Raw genomic sequence first — 18,492 nt, forward strand, 5'->3', positions numbered from 1 at the left:
CGGGCTGCGGGGGAGGGGAGCGCCGCATGGGCACGACGGAGGACGCGGACCCGGCCGACGGCGATCGGTACGGGCCGAGGCCCCGGTCGGGCGCCGGCGGCGGCCCGGGGGCGTACGGGGAGTCCGAGGAGCAGCCGCGGAGCAGGGTGGAGCGATGGTCGCGGGGGCGGTGGCGCGATTCCGAGGGTGCACCGGGCCGCCCGTCCAGGCTCGGTTCCGTCCCGCCGACCCGGGTGGACCCGGAGGCCGCGACGCGCCGGGTGCCGGCGGCTGCACCCCGCTTCGACCCGGAGGCCGCGACCCGGCGGGTCACCGGAGGCGAGCCGCGCTTCGACCCGCAGGCACCGACCAAGGTGCGCGAGGGCGGCCGGGGGCGCTTCGACCCGGACGCGGTGACCGAGGTCGTACGGCCCCGGCCCGGCACCGGGCCGACCCCGTCCTGGCAGGACGGCATCGGGCCGGGGCCGGCCTCCGGCGGCGGGCCCGGCCCGTACGGAGGGTCCGACCCCGGCCTCGGTGTCAGCACCGGCTTCGGGTTCGGTTCTGCTACCGGTCCCACGACCGGCTCCGCTAGCGGCCCCACGACCGGCTCCGCTACCGGTCCCACGACCGGCCCCACGACCGGTTCCGCTGGCGGTTCCGGTTCAGGCGAGGCCTCGGAGGCCTTCCCGAGCGCCCTGCGGGACCGTTTCGTTCCGCTGGGCAGGGCCGGCGCGGGCTCGGAGGGCACCGTCTGGTACGTCCGGCGCACCGACGGCGGCGGCGACGCGGCCGTCAAGGTCGCCGCCAGCGGTCAGCCGATGGACCACGAGCTGCTCGCCCACCTGCGCAACGACGGCTTCCGGCGGCACGTCCCGCACCTGATCGACTTCGGGCGGGTCCGCCACCACGGCGCGCTGGTCGACTGGGTGGCCATGGAGTACCTGCCGGTCACCCTCGCCGCGCACGTCGCCGAGCTGTGGCGCGAGGGCGGGCACACCGACCGGCGGGCCACCGAGCAGATCGTCTACGAGCTGGTCGCCCTGCTCGACTTCTGGCAGCAGCGGATCAAGCGCAACCCGCTGGACTTCAAGCCCGCCAACATCCTGGTGCGCCCCGGCGCGCGCTCCGGCCGAGGGTCCGGGGGGTTCGTGATCGCCGACTTCGGCGGGGTCGACCGGCTCACCGACAGCCGCCGGTTCACCTCCGCGATGATGGTGACCGTTGCCTACATGGCCCCCGAGCAGCTGGCCGGCAAGAACCACCAGGCCGGGCCCTGGTGGGGCCTCGGCAACGTGCTCTACGAACTCTTCGTCGGCCGTCCGCGGTTCGTCGGCGCGGACGGTGAGCGCGCCGCCGACCAGGAGCTGGAACTGGAACTGGTGATGGGCGAGGAGGTGGACCTCGCCGCCGTCCGCGACCCGCGCCAACTGCTGCTCCTCCAGGGACTGTTCACCAAGAAGCCGGAGGACCGCTGGACCGCCCCGCAGGTCCGCAGCTGGCTGGCCGGCGGTACCCCCGAGGTGATCCGCCGCCGGCCCCAGGCGCAGGCCCGGGCCCACCGGCCGGTCACCTTCCTCGGCAACCCCTTCACCGATCCGGTGCGGCTCGCCGAGGCGCTGCTCAGGAACTCCGGCGCGGCCGCGCGGTGGCTCTCCACCGGGGGTGCGGAGCGGCTGCGGGACTGGCTGCGCGACGAGGTCGAGGACACCGTCTTCGACCTGCACCACCTCACCGACGTCGCCCGGGCGCCCGGCTCCCGGCGCGAGTCCGTGGCGGCCGTCGCCGTGCTCGCCCTCGGCGCGGCCTTCGCGCCGTCCGCCACCCCGCACTACCGCGACCGCCCGATCGACACCGCAGGACTGGAACGCGTCGTCACCGAGCCGGACGGCGCCGAGCTCATCGACGAACTGGTCCGGTACGGCGCGCCGGTCGTCGCCGCGCGCTACGACTGCTTCCACCCCGAGTGTGCCGGCGAGCACTGCTCCCGGCTGCTCGCGCTGGCCGAACTGCCGCAGGTGCTGGCCGAGGTGAACCGCCTGGCCCGCACCGTCGGCGGCGGACGGCGCGGCGGCGACGGGCTCAGCCCGCAGGAGCGGGAGGAGGCGCACCGGCAGGCGGTCTGGCTGAGTGTCCGCCCCGAGGAGCGCGAACGGCTGCTGGGCCGGCTCTCGCCGCTGCCCGTCGCACTGCACCGACTGCCGCTGCCCGGACGGGTGTCGGAGCTGGCGGCCCTCGTCGCGGCAGTGCTGGTGGACGGTGCGCTGACGGTGACTGCCGGCGTCCGTACGGCCGTTCGCGAGCTGGCCCGGAAGCCGGCGCCCGACCCGGCGGCGGCCACTCCCCGGGAGGTGGTTCGGCGCCGTTGGTCGGCGCTGCGGCGCCAGGCGGTGGGGGCCGACCCGGCGCAGCCGGGCGGGCGGGCGGCGCTGGTCGCGGTCGAAGTGCTGCGGCGACGCGGCCGGGGGCGCCCCGAGCGGCCCGAAGCGGAGCCCGGGGTGCGGCGGGAGGGGCCGTTGACCAGGCTGTGGCGCAACCGGCGCCGGCGGCCGCCGGTGGACTGGCGGGCCCGGCTGCAGGCCTGGTGGCCGCAGGCCCGGGCCGGGCTGCCGCGCCGGGCCGGGGCCGTCCTGCTGCTGCTCCTCGGCTTCGGACTGCTGCTCTGGGCGGGGGCGGTGCTCCGCTACCCGGTCGAGGCGGGCGAGAAGCTGGACATCGCGCCCGGCGGCGCCTTCGGCGGGCCGCTGCGGACGGCCGGGGACCAGGCGGCGCGAGAGGCGGTCGGCCGGCTCGGCGCGGCCTTCGTCGCGGCCGCTGTGCTCGCCTTCTTCCCCGCCCGGGTCGGCGTCGGCACGGCGCTGCTGACCGGCGCCGGGGCGTTCGCGATCGGCTTCCTGCGGCTCGGGCCACCGATGACGGCGGTGGAGGCGCCGCAGCCGGTGGCCGACCGGGTGGTCATGTTCGAGGGCGGGATGGGGAGTTGGGCCGGGATCGCGGCGGTGGTGGCGATCGTGGTGTCGCTCTGGCTGATCGAACGGGCGTCCAACCGGCTGCTGAAGCCCGCCCAGGACGCCCGACGGCGGGCCCGGGAGGCCTCCCGTGCGGGGGCCGCTCGTGCGGGTTCGACCCGTACGGGTGTGGGCGGCGCGCGGACGGGTGCCGCGGCCGGTCAGTGGCGGGGCGGTAACCCGGGTGTGCGCGAGCGGCTGTGGTTCGCGCTCGGCACCACGGCGGTGCTGGTCCTGCTGTTGTGGGCGGCGGTCGAGGTACGGCTCGCCGTCACCGGGGTGCATCCGACGCCGGCCTCGTGGGGGACCGGCCAGGCGGGTGCGGCCTACCAGGCCGGGTTCGTCGTCCTGCTGGCGGTGGTGTCATTGGTGAGCACCCTCGGGACCCGGCTCACTGCCCGGGCCCTGTTCGCGGTGTGGATCCCGGCCACCGTGTTCCTGGGCGCCTGGCCCGGACCGCTGGGCCCGGTCGAGGCGCTGCGGATCCCGGTGTTCGAGGGGCTGTTCGGCGCCCTCGCGGGGCTGTGGGGACACGGCGCCTTCTGGGCCGCGCTGTTGGTGGCGCTGCCGCTGGCGGCGTACGGGGTGCTGCGGACGGTCCGGGGGCGGCCGGGGGAGAGGTGACGTTCGGGGGCTGACGGGTAACAGATGACAACTGACAGCTGACAGATTTCGAAATCTGTCAGCTGTCATCTGTTGGTTGTCATCTGTCAGCCGTCAGCCGTCAGCTGTCACCGGCCGCCCGCGGCCCACCACCTGCCGCCCGCTCAGCCGACCAGTCGGGACAGCTCGATCGAGTGCCCCGTCCGCTCCACCTTCGCCCGCAGGTACCGGACGTTGCTCGCCGACAGGTGCACGCCCGTCGGCACCCGGTGACGCACGGTGATCCCGAGGTCGGCCAGCTGCATCGCCTTGTCCGGGTTGTTGCTCAGCAGGTCGATGTCCGTGGCGCCGAGTGCGGTGAGCATCTGGGCGGCGGCCGTGTAGTCCCGGCCGTCCTCGGGCAGGCCGAGCGCGGTGTTGGCGTCGTACGTGTCCAATCCGGAATCCTGCAGGGCGTACGCATCGAGCTTGTTGTACAGCCCGATGCCCCGGCCTTCCTGGCGCAGGTAGAGCAGGTATCCGCCGGCCTCGCCGATCCGTTCGACCGACTCGCGCAGCTGGGGCCCGCAGTCGCAGCGGTCCGAGCCGAAGACGTCCCCGGTCAGGCACTCGGAGTGCAGCCGCACCAGCGGGGTCCCGCCCTCCGGGACCGTGCCGAGGGCGAGCGCCAGGTGCTCGGCGCCGTCGGTGAGGTCGTGGAAGGTGAAGACCTCCGCCTCGACTCGGAAGCCGTCGGGGAAGGTCAGCGGGATGCGCACGTGCGAGCGCACCGTGGCGGAGCCGGGCAGCGGCATGGAACGGGCCTCCGTCGATCAGGGGTGGACCGGGCTGGATCGGATGTCGACCGTACTCGGTAGTTCCAATTTGAACAACTGGTTACCGACGGTGTCGCGCCCGATCACGGACCGCAGAACACCCCTCCCGCCTCGTCTGTTCCCGTCCGGCTCCCAGCATGTGGAACGGTCCGGGGTGGCGCTGTGGACACTGCGAGACTTCACCCGTTTCCTGGGCACGGGAACACCCGAGCATGACCACCGACGACCATGGAAGGGTCCTGATCAGATGCCCATGAGCCGCGAAACGTCCACGCCCGCCACCCGCGTCACGCCCGCCACCACCGACGCCGAGCCCGCCGCCGACCGCGCCTGCTCCTTCGACGCCGAGCAGCGCGTGATCGAGTCGCTGTACGCGGACGTGGTCCGACGCAACCGGGGCGAAGCGGAGTTCCACCAGGCGGTCCACGAGGTGCTGGAGACGCTGGCCCCGGTGCTCGCCCGCCGCCCCGAGTTCGTCGACGCCCGGATCATCGAGCGGATCTGCGAGCCGGAGCGGCAGTTGATGTTCCGGGTGCCGTGGACGGACGACTCCGGCGCCATCCACGTCAACCGCGGCTTCCGGGTGGAGTTCAGCAGCGCACTCGGCCCGTACAAGGGCGGCCTGCGCTTCCACCCCTCGGTGAACCTCGGCATCGTCAAGTTCCTCGGCTTCGAACAGATCTTCAAGAACGCGCTCACCGGCCTGGCGATCGGCGGCGGCAAGGGCGGCTCCGACTTCGACCCCAAGGGCCGTTCGGACGCCGAGATCATGCGGTTCTGCCAGTCCTTCATGACCGAGCTCTACCGCCACCTCGGCGAACACACCGACGTGCCGGCCGGGGACATCGGCGTCGGCGGCCGGGAGATCGGCTACCTCTTCGGCCAGTACAAGCGGATCACCAACCGCTACGAGTCCGGTGTGCTCACCGGCAAGGGCCTCGGCTGGGGCGGCGCGCAGGCCAGGACCGAGGCCACCGGCTACGGCTGCGTGCTGTTCACCGCCGAGATGCTGCACAGCCGCGGCGAGAGCCTGGACGGGCGCCGGGTGGTCGTCTCCGGCTCCGGCAACGTCGCCCTCTACGCGATCGAGAAGGCGCAGCAGCTCGGCGCCACGGTGCTGACCTGCTCCGACTCCTCCGGCTACGTGGTGGACGAGAAGGGCATCGACCTCGACCTGCTCAAGGAGGTCAAGGAGGTCCGGCGCGGCCGGGTCGCCGACTACGCCGAACTGCGCGGCAGCCACGTCCGCTTCGTCGAGGGTCCGGGCGTGTGGAGCGTGCCCTGCGAGGTCGCGCTGCCGTGTGCCACCCAGAACGAGCTCACCGAGGCCGACGCGCTCGCCCTGGTGCGGGGCGGCGTGCTCGCGGTCGCCGAGGGCGCCAACATGCCCACGACCCCGGAGGCGGTGCGGGTGTTCCAGGAGGCCGGAGTGGCCTTCGGGCCGGGCAAGGCGGCGAATGCGGGCGGCGTCGCGACCAGCGCGCTGGAGATGCAGCAGAACGCCTCGCGCGACTCCTGGACCTTCGAGCGCACCGAGGAGCGGCTGGCCGGGATCATGAAGCACATCCACGACTCCTGCTTCACCACCGCCGAGCGCTACGGCCACCCCGGCGACTACGTGGTGGGCGCCAACATCGCGGGCTTCGAGCTGGTCGCGGACGCGATGCTGGCCCAGGGCCTGGTCTGATCCGACCGGCGGCCCGCCGGCTGCCCGCTGACCGGCCGCCTCGTCGGTGCCCACTCCGATCGCCACCCGACCGGAGTGGGCACCGATTGTCGGGTGCGGCAGGGTGGGTCCTTCCTACAGTGATGATCAGCAAGGGAAGGACGGGGGCGGAGTGCTGGAGCACCTGAACCGGGCGATGGAGCGCATCGAACGGGACCTGGACGGCGAGGTCGACGTGAGCGAGCTGGCGCGGATCGCGATGACGTCCGAGTACCACTTCCGGCGGTTGTTCTCGCTGCTCGCCGGGATGCCGTTCTCGGAGTACGTCCGGCGCCGGCGACTGACCGTCGCCGGGGCCGAAGTCCTGGACGGCGAGCGGACGTTGCTCGACATCGCGGTCCGGTACGGGTACACGTCGGGGGAGGCGTTCGCCCGGGCGTTCCGGGCGATGCACGGGGTCGGGCCGGGAGAGGCCCGGCGTGACGGTGCGGTGCTCACCTCCCAGCCCCGGATGTCCTTCCGACTCGTCGTGGAAGGAAGCAGCAGCATGGAATACCGAATCATCGAGAAGCCGGAGTTCCGGATCGTCGGCAGGAAGGCCCGGGTGCCGCTGGTCTACCTGGGGATCAACCCGCACATCGCCGAGTTCATCAGGGGGCTCGGCAAGGACACCGTCGAGCGGATCACGGCCCTCACCGGACCGGACCCGGTCGGCATCGTGTCGGTGACCGACGACTTCTCGCCCAACCGGGAGGAGGGGTCCGAACTCGACTACTGGCACGCGGTGGTGGCGCGCGCGGACGCCGTCGTCCCGGAGGACCTGGATGTCCTCGACGTCCCGGCCGGCACTTGGGCGGTGTTCACCAACACCGGACCGTTCCCGCAGGCGCTGCAGGAGATGTGGGGGGACGTGGCCGCGCAGTGGTTCCCGTCCAACCCGTACGAGGCCCGGCCGGGCCCGGAGATCCTGAAGACCCGCTTCGTTCCGGGGGCGGCCGACGCCGAGGCGGAACTCTGGATCCCGGTGGCCCGGGCCCTGCGGAGCTGACGCGTGGCGACGAACAACTGACGGCCGACAGATTTCAGCCGACAGATAACAGATTTCAACATCTGTCATCTGTCGGCTGTCATCTGTCGGCCGTCGTTCGTTCCCTCACGTTCCCGCCCGTTCCCGCCCGTTCGGCCCACCAGCGCCCGCCCCCTCGCCGCTTCGCCCCGCATGCTGGGGCGGGGGAGTGGGCGGGGGCCGCAGACCGCTACCCGAGGAGTGGGATCACCGATGGTCAAGGCGTTCGGCTTCACCGACTACGGCGGGCCGGAGACTCAGGAGTTCCTGGACCGCCCGCCGCAGGACCCCGGCCCCGGCCGGTTGGCGATCGCGGTGCGGGCAGCCGGAGTGAATCCGGCGGACTGGAAGATCCGCCAGGGCTATCTCGGCCGCGAGCAACAACTGCCCGCCGTACTCGGCCTGGAGGCCTCGGGCGTGGTGCTGAGGGTCGGCCCCGAGGTCACCGGGTTCGCCCCGGGAGACGAGGTGTTCGGCAGCACCGACGGTGGAGGATTCGCCGAACAGGCACTGCTGCGTGCCGAGTTGAGCGCCATCAAGCCCGGCGCGGTCGGCTTCGACCAGGCTGCCACGCTGCCCGTTTCGGCCGCCACCGCCGACGACGCCGTACGCGGACTCGGTCTCGGCGTCGGCCGGACGCTGCTGATCCTCGGCGTCTCCGGCGGCGTCGGCACCATCGCCGCCCAACTCGCCCGCGCCAGGGGCCTGGTCGTGATCGGCACCGCCGGCGACGCCAACCGCGCGTACGTGGAGTCCCTGGGCGCGGTGCACGTGCGCTACGGCGAGGGCGTCGCCGAGCGGATCGCGGCGGCCGCACCCGACGGCGTCGACGGCGTCCTCGACCTGGTCGGCGGCGACGCCCTGCGGGCCGTGGCCGGAGTGATCACCGACCGTACCGTGCTGGTCAGCACCGTGGACCCGGTCACCGTCGCCGAGCTCGGCGGCAGCTTCCTCACGCGCTCGACTACCTCCGGGACGCTCGCCGCCCTGGCCGCGATGGTCGACTCCGGCGAGTTGGACCCGCACGTCACCCACCGCTTTCCGCTCACCGCCGCCGCCGAGGCGCTGGCGCTGGTCGAATCCGGGCACGCCCGCGGAAAGGTCATCATCGAAGCCGGGGAGCAGAAACCGTGAAGCAGACCTCCGTGACCACCGACGCCCCCTGCTGGGTGGAGCTGGGCACCGACGACCCGCCCGCCGCCAGGGCCTTCTACGGCGAGCTGTTCGGCTGGCGCGAGGACGACGGCGCACGCCCCGCGGACGGCGGCTACACCCAGATGCTGGTCGGCGACGCCCCGGCCGCCGCGATCACCCCGCGCTACGCGCCGCAGCAGCCGACGGCCTGGACGATCTGCTTCGCGGTCGCCGACGCCGAGGCCACCGCGGCGAGGATCAAGGAAGCCGGCGGCACGCTCATCAAGGAGCCCACCGACGTGCTCGACCACGGCCGCTTCGCGGTGGCCGCCGACCGCTCCCGCGCGGTCTTCATCCTCTGGCAGGCCGGTGCCTTTCAGGGCGCCGGGGTGTTCAACGAGCCCGGCTCGCTCGGCTGGGTGGAACTGCTCACCCGCGACCCGGCCGGTGCGACCGCCTTCTACCCGGCGGTCTTCGGCTGGTCCGTCGCGCCGTCCGAGCACTACACCCAGTGGGGCCTGGCCGGCCGGGACTTCGGCGGGATGCTGGTGATGGGCGAGAACTTCCCGCCCGAGGTGCCGCCGCACTGGCTGCCGTACTTCGCGGTCGCCGACGCGGACAACACCGTCAACAGGGCGGTCGCCCTCGGCGCGGACGTGCTGATGCCTCCGTACTCCATGCAGGGCGGCCGGCGGATCGCCGTCCTGCGCGACCCCCAGGGCGCCGCGTTCGGAATCTACAGCTCCGGCGCGGACGTCTCAGCCGACATCTGAGCCGACGCCCGACCCGAGGCCTGGGCCGAGGCCTGACCCGCCGCCCGACCCGCCGCCCGACCCGAGCGCCGTCGCGACACCCCCGCCGCCACCGCCGCCCCCGCCGTGACCAGCAGCGCCCCGACCGGCACCACGTCGCCGATCCGGTCGTACCAGGTCAGCGTCCCGGGGGCGGTGAGCGGCAGGCGGACGGTCAGAGCGCCGGTGCGGTCGGTGCCCAGCCGGCCGAGTTCCCGGCCCTGGGCGTCGAAGGCCGCGGAGACCCCGGTCAGCGAGGCCTGCACGGCCGGCCGCCCGGTCTCGGCGGCCCGGATCGCCGCCAGCGAGACGTGCTGCTCGGGCGCCCAGGTGTGCTGGAAGGTCGAGGTCGAGGACTGGTAGACCAGCACCCGGGCGCCGTCCCGGGCGGCGGTGCGGGCCATGTCGGGAAAGGCCGACTCGAAGCAGATCAGCGCCCCGACGGGCAGCGGCGCACCCGTCCGGTCGGTGGCCGGGAGCAGGTGGAACCCGGTGCCGGGGGCCCGGTTCTCGCCCGCCGCCCGGCTGACCCCGGCGATCCAGCCGAGCACCGGCCGCAGCGGGATGTACTCGCCGAACGGCACCAGCCGGATCTTGCGGTAGCGGTCCACCACGCCCGCCGGGGAGACCAGCACCGCGTCCTTGGAGATCCGCCCGTCCGCCTTGCGCGCGTCCTCCCCGGCGACGACCTGGGCGCCGGTGGTCGCGGCGAGGCCGCGCAGGACGTCCAGTGCGGCCGGATCGTGGTCCAGGTCGGCGGTGGTGCTGCTCTCGCCCCACACGACCAGGTCCACCGGCTGCCCGGCCAGTCCGGCGGTGGCCCGCGCACTCGCCTCGAACCTGGCCTGCGGGTCCGCCACGATGCCGGGCTGGACCAGCGCCACCGTCACCGCCCCGGCTCCGGCCGGCGCCTCGCGCAGCGAGAACAGCAGCGGACCGGAGGCCAGCACCAGCACCGCCACCGCCGCGGCGACGGCCCGCGGTCGCCGGTGCGCCGCGGTCAGTGCGATCAGCACCCCGGTGTTCACCGCCGCCACCGCCGCGCTGACCAGCCAGATCCCGCCCGCCGCGGCCAGCCCGAGGATCGCCGGGTGCTGCCACTGGGTGGCCCCGAGCAGTGCCCACGGCCCGCCGAGCGCGTGCCAGGAGCGCGCGTACTCGGCGCAGACCCAGACCGCCGGGACGACCAGCAGTGCGAGCAGGGCCCGACGGGTGGTCAGCGGCGGGTGCAGCAGCCGGTGCACGGTGTATCCGACGGCGCCCTGCAGCGCCCCGAACAGCACCGCGATGACCGGCAGCCCCGGTCCGACGGACGGGACCAGCCAGTACATCGCGGTCAGGATGAACCCCGCCCCGAACCACCACCCGCGCACCGCCGCCTCCCGCCCCGACGGCGCCCGCTGCATCAGCAGCAGTCCGGGGACGAGCGCGATCCACGCCAGCCAGGCCTGCCCGGGCGCGGGGAACGCGAGCACCGGCACCGCCCCGGCCGCCAGCGCGGCGAACCGGGCGCGGTACCGGTGGGGCGCTGGTTGGGGATCCGGCTGGAGCTCTGGCTGGCGATCCGGCTGGGGATCCGGCTGGCGATCCGGCTGGGGTGCTGGCTCTCCGACCTCCTCGGCGGGCTCGGTGGCGGGAGTGCTCAGGACGGGGCCGGTGGGAACGGAGCGACGCGGCATGCCCCGTATTGTCCGCTTGGACGGCGTACGCCACCAGTGTTCCTGTCACCCGAATGGACGACAGGAACACCGGCATCCCCCTTCACGTCAAGCGGGGGAAGCCTCCCTCAGCCCTCCCCGCCCTCCAGGTCCCCCTCCGTCTCCAGGAACGCGGCCTGCAGCTGCGCGATCAGCTCCGGGTCCGGCTGCTCCCACAGCCCGCGGCTCGCCGCCTCCAGCAGACGCTCGCTGATCCCGTGCAGCGCCCACGGGTTGGCGCCGGCGAGGAACTCCCGGTTGACCGGGTCGAGCACGTACTCCTGGGTCAGCTTCTCGTACATCCAGTCCGCGACCACGCCGGTCGTGGCGTCGTAGCCGAACAGGTAGTCGACCGTCGCGGCCATCTCGAAGGCGCCCTTGTAGCCGTGCCGGCGCATCGCCTCGATCCACCGCGGGTTGACCACGCGGGCGCGGAAGACGCGGGCGGCCTCCTCGGTCAGCGTGCGGGTGCGGACCGTCTCGGGGCGGGTCGAGTCGCCGATGTAGGCGGTCGGCGCCTTGCCGGTGAGGGCGCGGACGGTGGCCACCATGCCGCCGTGGTACTGGAAGTAGTCGTCCGAGTCGGCGATGTCGTGCTCGCGGGTGTCGGTGTTCTTCGCGGCGACGGTGATCCGCTTGTACGCGGTCTCCATCTCCTCGCGGGCCGGCCGCCCGTCCAGCCCGCGGCCGTACGCGTAGCCGCCCCAGACCGTGTACACCTCGGCCAGGTCGGCGTCGGTGCGCCAGTCCCGGCTGTCGATCAGCTGGAGCAGGCCCGCTCCGTACGTGCCCGGGCGAGAGCCGAAGACGCGGACGGTGGCCTTGCGCTCGTCTCCGTGCACGGCGAGGTCGGCCTGGACGTGGGCCCGCACGAAGTTGTCCGCGTCGGCCTCCTCCTGCGCGGCGGCCAGGCGCACCGCGTCGTCCAGCAGGGCGACGACGTGCGGGAAGGCGTCCCGGAAGAAGCCGGAGATGCGCAGTGTGACGTCGATGCGCGGGCGGCCCAGCTCGGCCGGCGGGATCGGCTCCAGGCCGGTGACCCGGCGGGAGGCGTCGTCCCAGACCGGGCGGACGCCGAGCAGGGCGAAGGCCTCGGCGATGTCGTCGCCGGCGGTGCGCATCGCGCTGGTGCCCCAGAGCGAGAGCCCGACCGAGGGCGGGTAGGCGCCGTCGTTGTCGGCGGTGTAGCGCTCGATCAGCGAGGCGGCGAGCGCCTGGCCGGTCTCCCAGGCGAGCTTGCTGGGGACGGCCTTCGGGTCGACGGAGTAGAAGTTGCGGCCGGTCGGCAGCACGTTGACCAGCCCGCGCAGCGGCGAGCCGGAGGGGCCGGCCGGGACGAAACCGCCCTGCAGCGCGTGCAGCACGGCGTCCAGCTCGTCGGTGGTGGCGGCCAGGCGCGGCACCACCTGGGTGGCGGCGAAGACCAGTACCTCGCGGACGGCCTGCTGGACGCTCTCCGGCAGCTCGGCGGTGACCTTCTCGACCGCCTCGGGCGCCCAGTCCTCCGCCTCCATGGCCTCGACCAGGGCGCGGGCCTTGGCCTCGGCGGCGTCGGTGGCGCCGAGGGTCAGTGCCGCCTCGTCCAGGCCGAGCGCCTCGCGAAGGCCGGGCAGCGCGCTGACGCCGCCCCAGATCTGCCGGGCGCGCAGGATGGCGAGCACGATGTTGACCCGGTCGGTGCCGGCCGGAGCCTGGCCCAGGACGTGCAGGCCGTCGCGGATCTGGGCGTCCTTGACCTCGCAGAGCCAGCCGTCGACGTGCAGCAGGAAGTCGTCGAAGCCGTCGTCCTCGGGGCGCTCGTCCAGACCGAGGTCGTGGTCGAGCTTGGCGGCCTGGATCAGCGTCCAGATCTGGGCGCGGATGGCGGGCAGCTTGGCCGGGTCCATCGCGGCGATGTTGGAGTGCTCGTCCAGCAGCTGCTCCAGGCGGGCGATGTCGCCGTAGGAGTCGGCGCGGGCCATCGGCGGGACGAGGTGGTCGACCAGGGTGGCGTGGGCGCGGCGCTTGGCCTGGGTGCCCTCGCCCGGGTCGTTGACCAGGAAGGGGTAGACGAGCGGGAGGTTGCCGAGGACGGCGTCCGGGCCGCACTCGGCGGACAGTGCGGCGGTCTTGCCGGGCAGCCACTCCAGGTTGCCGTGCTTGCCGAGGTGGATGACGGCGTGGGCGCCGAAGCCGCCGTCCTCCTGCGCGGCCTCGATCCAGCGGTAGGCGGCCAGGTAGTGGTGGCTCGGCGGCAGGTCCGGGTCGTGGTAGATGGCGACCGGGTTCTCGCCGAAGCCGCGCGGCGGCTGGATCAGGACGAGCAGGTTCCCGGAGCGGATCGCGGCCAGCACGATGTCGCCGTCCGGGTTCTGCGAGCGGTCGACGTACAGCTCGCCGGGGGCCGGGCCCCAGTGCTCCTCGACCTGCTCGCGCAGGGCCTGCGGGAGGGTGGCGTACCAGCGGCGGTAGTCGGCCGCGGGGATGCGCACCGGGTTGCGGGCCAGCTGGTCCTCGGTGAGCCAGTCCTGGTCGTAGCCGCCGGCGGCGATCAGGGCGTGGATGATCGCATCGCCCTCGTGGCCTTCGTGGCCCTCGTCCTCGGCGCCGTCGAAGCCGGGCAGGTTGTCGCCCAGGTCCATGCCCTCCGCGCGCAGCCGCTCCAGCAGCCGCACCGCGCTGGCCGGAGTGTCCAGGCCGACGGCGTTGCCGACCCGGGCGTGCTTCGTCGGGTAGGCGGACAGCACCAGCGCGAGACGGCGCTCGGCGGCCGGGACGTACCGCAGCCGGGCGTGGCTGACGGCGGTGCCGGCCACGCGGGCGGCGCGCTCCGGGTCGGCGGCGTAGACGGTGAGGCCGTCCTCGTCCAGCTCCTTGAAGGAGAACGGGACGGTGATCAGCCGGCCGTCGAACTCCGGCACGGCGACCTGGGTGGCGGTGTCCAGCGGGGACAGGCCGTCGTCGCTGCTCTCCCACTGGGCGCGCGACCAGGTCAGGCAGAGCGCCTGCAGGATCGGGCGGTCCAGCGCGGCGAGCGCTCCCGCGTCCCAGGCCTCCTCGTCGCCGCCGGCCTGGGCGTCGGCCGGGCGGGTGCCGCCGGCGGCGAGCACCGTGGTGACGATCGCGTCGGCCTCGCCGAGTGCGGCCAGCAGCTCGGGCTCGGCGCCGCGCAGCGAGGCGCAGTAGTAGGCCCTGGCCCGGGCGCCCTGGTCCTCGATGGCCCGGCAGAGCGTCTCGACGAAGGCGGTGTTGCCGCTCATGTGGTGGGCGCGGTAATAGAGCACCGCGACCGTCGGGCCGTCGGACGTACGGGCCTCGCGCTCCAGCGGGCCCCAGGCCGGGGCGGAGGCGGGCGGGGCGAAGCCGTGGCCGGTGAGCAGCACGGTGTCGGAGAGGAAGGCGCCGAGCTCGGCCAGGTTGGCGGCACCGCCGTGGGCGAGGTAGGCGTGCGCCTCGGCGGCGATGCCGGCCGGGACGGTGGACAGCTCCATCAGCTGGGCGTCGGGGGCCTGTTCACCGGTCAGCACCACCACCGGGCGGGGGCCGGCCAGCAGCGCGTCCAGGCCCTCCTGCCAGGCGCGGCGGCCGCCGAGCAGGCGGACCACGACGAGCTCGGTGCCCTCCAGCAGTGCGGGCAGGTCCTCGGGGGTGAGCCGGGCCGGGTTGCCGAGCCGGTAGCGCACGGGGCCCTCGGAGGCGCGGGCGCTCAGCAGGTCGGTGTCGGACGTCGACAGCAGCAGGATCATGCGAAGGCCCTCCCGGCCTCGTGGGTGGCCAGGATGGCCGCAGTGATGGCCGTGGACGCGTTCGCGGGCATGCGACAGCGCTGGTGCATTTCTGCCTTCCTCGGGGTCCGCGCCCCGGGCCGGTGGAGGACGGCAGGAGTTCCTGGCTCCCGCGGCCGACCGGCTTCCCGGTGAACCGCGGTCACAGTGGCGGGACCGCACCGGGCTTGCACCGGTTTCCTCCCCTGCGCCGTCGCTGGCGTGCGGGCGGTCCGCGGACCGCCCGCCCTGCATCGTACGGGGTACGGCTGACCTGGGGGAGAGTGAGCTTTCGGCCGCGGGCCCCGGCGGGCTCCGGTGAGCCCTGGCGGCTGCGGCTTGTGCGTCGGCGTGCACGCCGGCTTGTGCGTCGGCGTGCGCCTCGGTGCTCGCGTCGGTGCTTGCTCCGGTTTGCGCGTCAGTGCGCGTCGGTGCGTGTCCGGGTGCGCCGGAGTGTGATGCAGCGGACGGAGGCAACCGATCGGATCATCTGTATGCTCGCCGCCATGCCACCGACACCCGACGCCACCGCGCCGGGCGCCGTCGTGCCCGACCGGGAGGTGCCCGACCGGGGGCGCGCGGACGCCTGCCCCGGCGCGCTGCGTCTGCACCCGGCCGACGACGGCGCCCTGGCCCGGATCCGCCTGCCCGGCGGCCTGCTGACGAACCGTCAGGCGCTCGCGCTGGCCGAGGCCGCCGAAGCCCTCGGGGACGGCCGGTTGGAGACCACCTCGCGCGGCAACGTCCAACTGCGGGGCCTGGACTCGCAGTGCGCGGCGGACCTCGCCGAGCGGCTGCGCGGCGTCGGACTGCTGCCCTCGGACACCCACGAGCGGGTCCGCAACATCGTCGCCTCGCCACTGGCGGGGCTGGACGCCGCCCCCGCCTCCTCTTCCGCCGATGTCCAGGCCTGGGTGCGGGACCTGGACGCGCGGCTGTGCGCGAGCGACTGGGCGCCCGGACTCTCCGGCAAGTTCCTGTTCGCGCTGGACGACGGACGCGGCGACGTCGCCGCGCTCGACGCCGATGTGACATTGATCGCAGGTTCGGACGGGCCCGCCCTGCTGCGCCTCGGGCGCTCCACCCACGGGCACCCCGTCGAGGCCGGACAGGAGGTGACGGCCGTACTGGACGCGGCCCGTCGCTTCCTGGCGGCGCTGCGGACCACCGGCCGCCAGGCCTGGCACCTGCGCGAGGTCCCCGACCTGCTGCCGGCCGGCCCGGTGCCGCTGCCCGCCCCCGCCGGTACGGCGCCGGAAGTGGGGGCGCTGCCCGGCGGGCTCTCGGTGGGCCTGCGCTTCGGGCGGGCGAGCGCCGCGCAGTGGCGGGCGCTGATCGCCGCCTCCGCCGGGGAGCTGCGGCTGACGCCCTGGCGCGGCGCGGTCCTGCCCGGGGCGCCGGCCGACCGGCTTCCCGCGCTCGCCGAGGCCGGGTTCCGCACCGAGCCGGGCACGCCCTGGGAGCGGGCCACCGCCTGCACCGGGCTGCCGGGCTGCGCCAAGTCGCCGGCCGACGTCCGCTCGGACGCGGCCCGGGCGTTGGACGCCGGCCACGGGTCCGTCGGCGGCGGGCTTCCCGCCATGCTGCCCGTCCACTGGTCGGGCTGTGAACGGCGCTGCGGCCACCCGGCCGGGCGGTGGGTGGACGTGCTCGCCACGGGGCACGGCTACCGGGTGACGGTGAACGGACCGGCACCTGTCCCTTCCGTGGACGTGACGAACGAGGAGATGGCCCAGGCGGTCGCCGAGGCCAGGAGGACGACGAAGTGATCGAGTACGAGAAGGACGGCGCGTCCATCTACCGCCAGTCCTTTGCCACCATCCGTGCGGAGGCCGATCTGGCCGCCCTCCCGGCGGACGTCTCCCAGGTCGCGGTGCGGATGATCCACGCCTGCGGGATGGTCGACCTGGTCGAGGACCTGGTGTACTCGCCCGGCGTGGTCGCCTCCGCACGCGCGGCGCTGCGCGCCGGTGCGCCGATCCTCTGTGACGTCAACATGGTCGCGAGCGGGGTGACCCGCAAGCGGCTGCCCGCCGACAACGAGGTGGTCTGCACCCTCACCGACCCGTCGGTGCCCGAACTCGCCCGCGCGATGGGCAACACCCGCAGTGCCGCGGCCATGGAGCTGTGGCTGCCCAAGCTGGAGGGCGCGGTGGTCGCCGTCGGCAACGCGCCGACCTCGCTGTTCCGGCTGCTGGAAATGATCGAGGCGGGCGCGCCGCGCCCGGCCGCGGTGATCGGCGTCCCGGTCGGCTTCATCGGCGCCGCCGAGTCCAAGCAGGCCCTGGCCGAGCACCCGTCCGGCCTGGAGCACCTGGTGGTGCGCGGTCGGCGTGGCGGCAGCGCGATCGCCGCCGCCGCCATCAATGCGATTGCGAGCGAAGAAGAGTGACGGAACGTCAGAACCCCTCGACCTCGACCTCGACCTCGACCTCGGCCGGACGGCTGTACGGCGTCGGGCTCGGCCCGGGGGACCCGTCGCTGGTGACCGTCCGCGCCGCCGAACTCATCGGCAAGGCCGACGTGGTGGCGTACCACAGCGCTCGGCACGGCCGGTCCATCGCACGCTCGATCGCCGAGCGGTACCTGACGGGTGGTCAGATCGAGGAGAAGCTGGTCTACCCGCTCACCGTCGAGACCACCGACCACCCGGGCGGGTACCGGGGCGCGTTGGACGAGTTCTACGAGGAGGCCGCCGCCCGGCTGGCCGCCCACCTGGACGCCGGCCGCGACGTCGTGGTCCTCGCCGAGGGGGATCCGCTCTTCTACGGCTCGTACCAGCACATGCACAAGCGGCTCGCGCACCGCTACCCGACCGAGGTGGTGCCCGGCGTGACCTCGGTCAGCGCGGCGGCGGCCCGCCTCGGACAGCCGCTGACCGAGGCGGAGGAGACACTCACCGTCATCCCGGGCACCCTGCCCGAGGAGGAGCTGACGGCGCGGATCGCGGCCGCCGACTCCGCGGTGATCATGAAGCTCGGGCGCACCTTCCCGGTCGTCCGCCGGGCCCTGGAGCGGGCCGGGCGGCTGGACGACGCCCAGTACGTGGAGCGGGCCTTCATGGCGGGCGAGCGCATCGCGCCACTCGCGGAGGTCGACGGCGAGACGGTGCCGTACTTCTCGGTCGCGGTGCTGCCGAGCAAGGTCGCGCCGCTGGAGCCCGAGGTCCGGCTGTCGGAGGGCACCGGCAGCGTGACCGTGGTCGGCACCGGGCCGGCCGGGCCGCTCTGGCTCACCCCCGAGGCGCGCGGCGCGCTGGCCGAGGCCACCGACCTGGTCGGCTACACCACCTACCTGGCCCGGGTGCCCGAGCGCCCGGGGCAGCAGCGGCACGGCTCGGACAACAAGGTGGAGTCGGAGCGCGCCGAGTACGCGCTGGACCTCGCGCGGCGCGGGCACCGGGTCGCGGTGGTCTCCTCCGGCGACCCGGGCGTGTTCGCGATGGCCACCGCCGTGCTGGAGGTCGCCTGCGAGGAGGCCTACCGGGATGTCCCGGTGCGGGTCCTCCCGGGGATGACCGCCGCCCACGCGGCTGCCTCCCGGGCCGGCGCCCCGCTCGGGCACGACTATGCGACCGTGTCGCTCTCGGACCGGCTCAAGCCCTGGGACGTGGTGGCCAAGAGGCTGCGCGCCGCCGCCGAGGCGGACCTGGTGCTCGCGCTGTACAACCCGGGCTCACAGTCCCGGACCACCCAGGTCGGCCTCGCCCGGGACCTGCTGCTGGAGTACCGGGCGCCGGAGACCCCGGTGGTGATGGCGCGGGACGTCGGCGGGCCGACCGAGCGGATCCGGATCGTCAGGCTCGGCGAACTGGACCCGGCGCTGGTCGACATGCGGACGATCCTGCTGATCGGCTCCTCGCAGACCCAGGCGGTCGAGCGGGGCGGCGGCGTGGAGGTCGTCTGGACGCCCCGGCGGTACCCGGAGGCGTGACGGCGGACGGCTGACGTCGGACGGATAACAGATGACAGCTGACAGATAACGAAATCT

General features: G+C 74.2%; 11 protein-coding genes and 1 riboswitch. Of the genes, 8 read left to right on the plus strand and 3 right to left on the minus strand.

Annotation, left to right across the window (positions count from 1 at the left end; all coding sequences use genetic code 11):
* Positions 1 to 26: 26 nt before the first annotated feature.
* Entirely contained in the window at positions 27 to 3,611 is a 3,585-nt protein-coding gene (locus tag BX285_RS28680) for a protein kinase domain-containing protein (protein WP_121178681.1), read from the plus strand.
* A 143-nt stretch (positions 3,612 to 3,754) separates the two neighbouring features.
* Here the strand turns inward: BX285_RS28680 and ribA are convergent, their stop codons facing one another.
* Positions 3,755 to 4,384 (minus strand): GTP cyclohydrolase II, encoded by a 630-nt coding sequence (ribA, locus tag BX285_RS28685; RefSeq protein WP_121178682.1) that lies wholly within the window; start codon positions 4,382 to 4,384, stop codon positions 3,755 to 3,757.
* 274 nt (positions 4,385 to 4,658) lie between these two features.
* Here ribA and gdhA point away from each other — a divergent pair, with 274 nt between their 5' ends.
* From gdhA to BX285_RS28705, 4 genes are all read left to right on the plus strand, one after another.
* Positions 4,659 to 6,092 carry an NADP-specific glutamate dehydrogenase gene (gene gdhA / locus BX285_RS28690; protein WP_121178683.1) on the plus strand — a complete coding sequence of 478 codons (1,434 nt, stop codon included), beginning with the start codon at positions 4,659 to 4,661 and terminating at the stop codon, positions 6,090 to 6,092.
* 151 nt (positions 6,093 to 6,243) lie between these two features.
* Positions 6,244 to 7,119: an AraC family transcriptional regulator gene (locus tag BX285_RS28695; protein ID WP_121178684.1), complete on the plus strand. Its 876-nt coding sequence runs from the start codon at positions 6,244 to 6,246 to the stop codon at positions 7,117 to 7,119.
* Positions 7,120 to 7,350: 231 nt separating this feature from the next.
* Positions 7,351 to 8,271 carry an NADP-dependent oxidoreductase gene (locus BX285_RS28700; RefSeq protein ID WP_121178685.1) on the plus strand — a complete coding sequence of 307 codons (921 nt, stop codon included), beginning with the start codon at positions 7,351 to 7,353 and terminating at the stop codon, positions 8,269 to 8,271.
* On the plus strand, positions 8,268 to 9,044 hold the full coding sequence (locus BX285_RS28705) for a VOC family protein (protein WP_121178686.1): 777 nt from the start codon (positions 8,268 to 8,270) through the stop codon (positions 9,042 to 9,044). Before BX285_RS28700 ends, BX285_RS28705 begins: the two co-directional genes overlap by 4 nt.
* Here the strand turns inward: BX285_RS28705 and lnt are convergent.
* Together lnt and cobN are read right to left on the minus strand one after the other, a co-directional pair.
* Positions 9,008 to 10,537, minus strand: coding sequence for an apolipoprotein N-acyltransferase (gene lnt / locus BX285_RS28710; protein ID WP_259470828.1), 1,530 nt, complete (start codon positions 10,535 to 10,537; stop codon positions 9,008 to 9,010). The two genes, BX285_RS28705 and lnt, sit on opposite strands and share 37 nt — an antisense overlap.
* A 311-nt stretch (positions 10,538 to 10,848) precedes the next feature.
* Positions 10,849 to 14,484: a cobaltochelatase subunit CobN gene (gene cobN / locus BX285_RS28715; protein WP_121178688.1), complete on the minus strand. Its 3,636-nt coding sequence runs from the start codon at positions 14,482 to 14,484 to the stop codon at positions 10,849 to 10,851.
* Between the two features lie 136 nt (positions 14,485 to 14,620).
* Positions 14,621 to 14,706, minus strand: a riboswitch (cobalamin riboswitch).
* Between the two features lie 302 nt (positions 14,707 to 15,008).
* Here cobN and BX285_RS28720 point away from each other — a divergent pair.
* The 3 genes from BX285_RS28720 to BX285_RS28730 are packed head-to-tail and all read left to right on the plus strand — an operon-like array spanning position 15,009 to position 18,435.
* Positions 15,009 to 16,271, plus strand: coding sequence for a hypothetical protein (locus BX285_RS28720; protein WP_259470829.1), 1,263 nt, complete (start codon positions 15,009 to 15,011; stop codon positions 16,269 to 16,271).
* Complete coding sequence (locus tag BX285_RS28725; protein ID WP_097235233.1) at positions 16,268 to 16,894, plus strand: precorrin-8X methylmutase; 627 nt, start codon at positions 16,268 to 16,270, stop codon at positions 16,892 to 16,894. The genes BX285_RS28720 and BX285_RS28725 overlap by 4 nt, the downstream gene beginning before the upstream one ends.
* Positions 16,891 to 18,435: a precorrin-2 C(20)-methyltransferase gene (locus tag BX285_RS28730; protein ID WP_121178689.1), complete on the plus strand. Its 1,545-nt coding sequence runs from the start codon at positions 16,891 to 16,893 to the stop codon at positions 18,433 to 18,435. The genes BX285_RS28725 and BX285_RS28730 overlap by 4 nt, the downstream gene beginning before the upstream one ends.
* Positions 18,436 to 18,492: the final 57 nt, after the last annotated feature.

It is taken from the genome of Streptomyces sp. 1114.5 (genome assembly GCF_003635085.1).
In the GTDB taxonomy this organism is placed as follows: Bacteria; Actinomycetota; Actinomycetes; order Streptomycetales; family Streptomycetaceae; genus Kitasatospora.

Bases quoted from the DNA above. Each gene is read 5' to 3' on its own strand.
- BX285_RS28680 (WP_121178681.1), top strand. From the start codon at position 27: ATGGGCACGACGGAGGACGCGGACCCGGCCGACGGCGATCGGTACGGG.
- ribA (WP_121178682.1), bottom strand. From the start codon at position 4,384: ATGCCGCTGCCCGGCTCCGCCACGGTGCGCTCGCACGTGCGCATCCCG.
- gdhA (WP_121178683.1), top strand. From the start codon at position 4,659: ATGAGCCGCGAAACGTCCACGCCCGCCACCCGCGTCACGCCCGCCACC.
- BX285_RS28700 (WP_121178685.1), top strand. From the start codon at position 7,351: ATGGTCAAGGCGTTCGGCTTCACCGACTACGGCGGGCCGGAGACTCAG.
- cobN (WP_121178688.1), bottom strand. From the start codon at position 14,484: ATGATCCTGCTGCTGTCGACGTCCGACACCGACCTGCTGAGCGCCCGC.
- BX285_RS28720 (WP_259470829.1), top strand. From the start codon at position 15,009: ATGCCACCGACACCCGACGCCACCGCGCCGGGCGCCGTCGTGCCCGAC.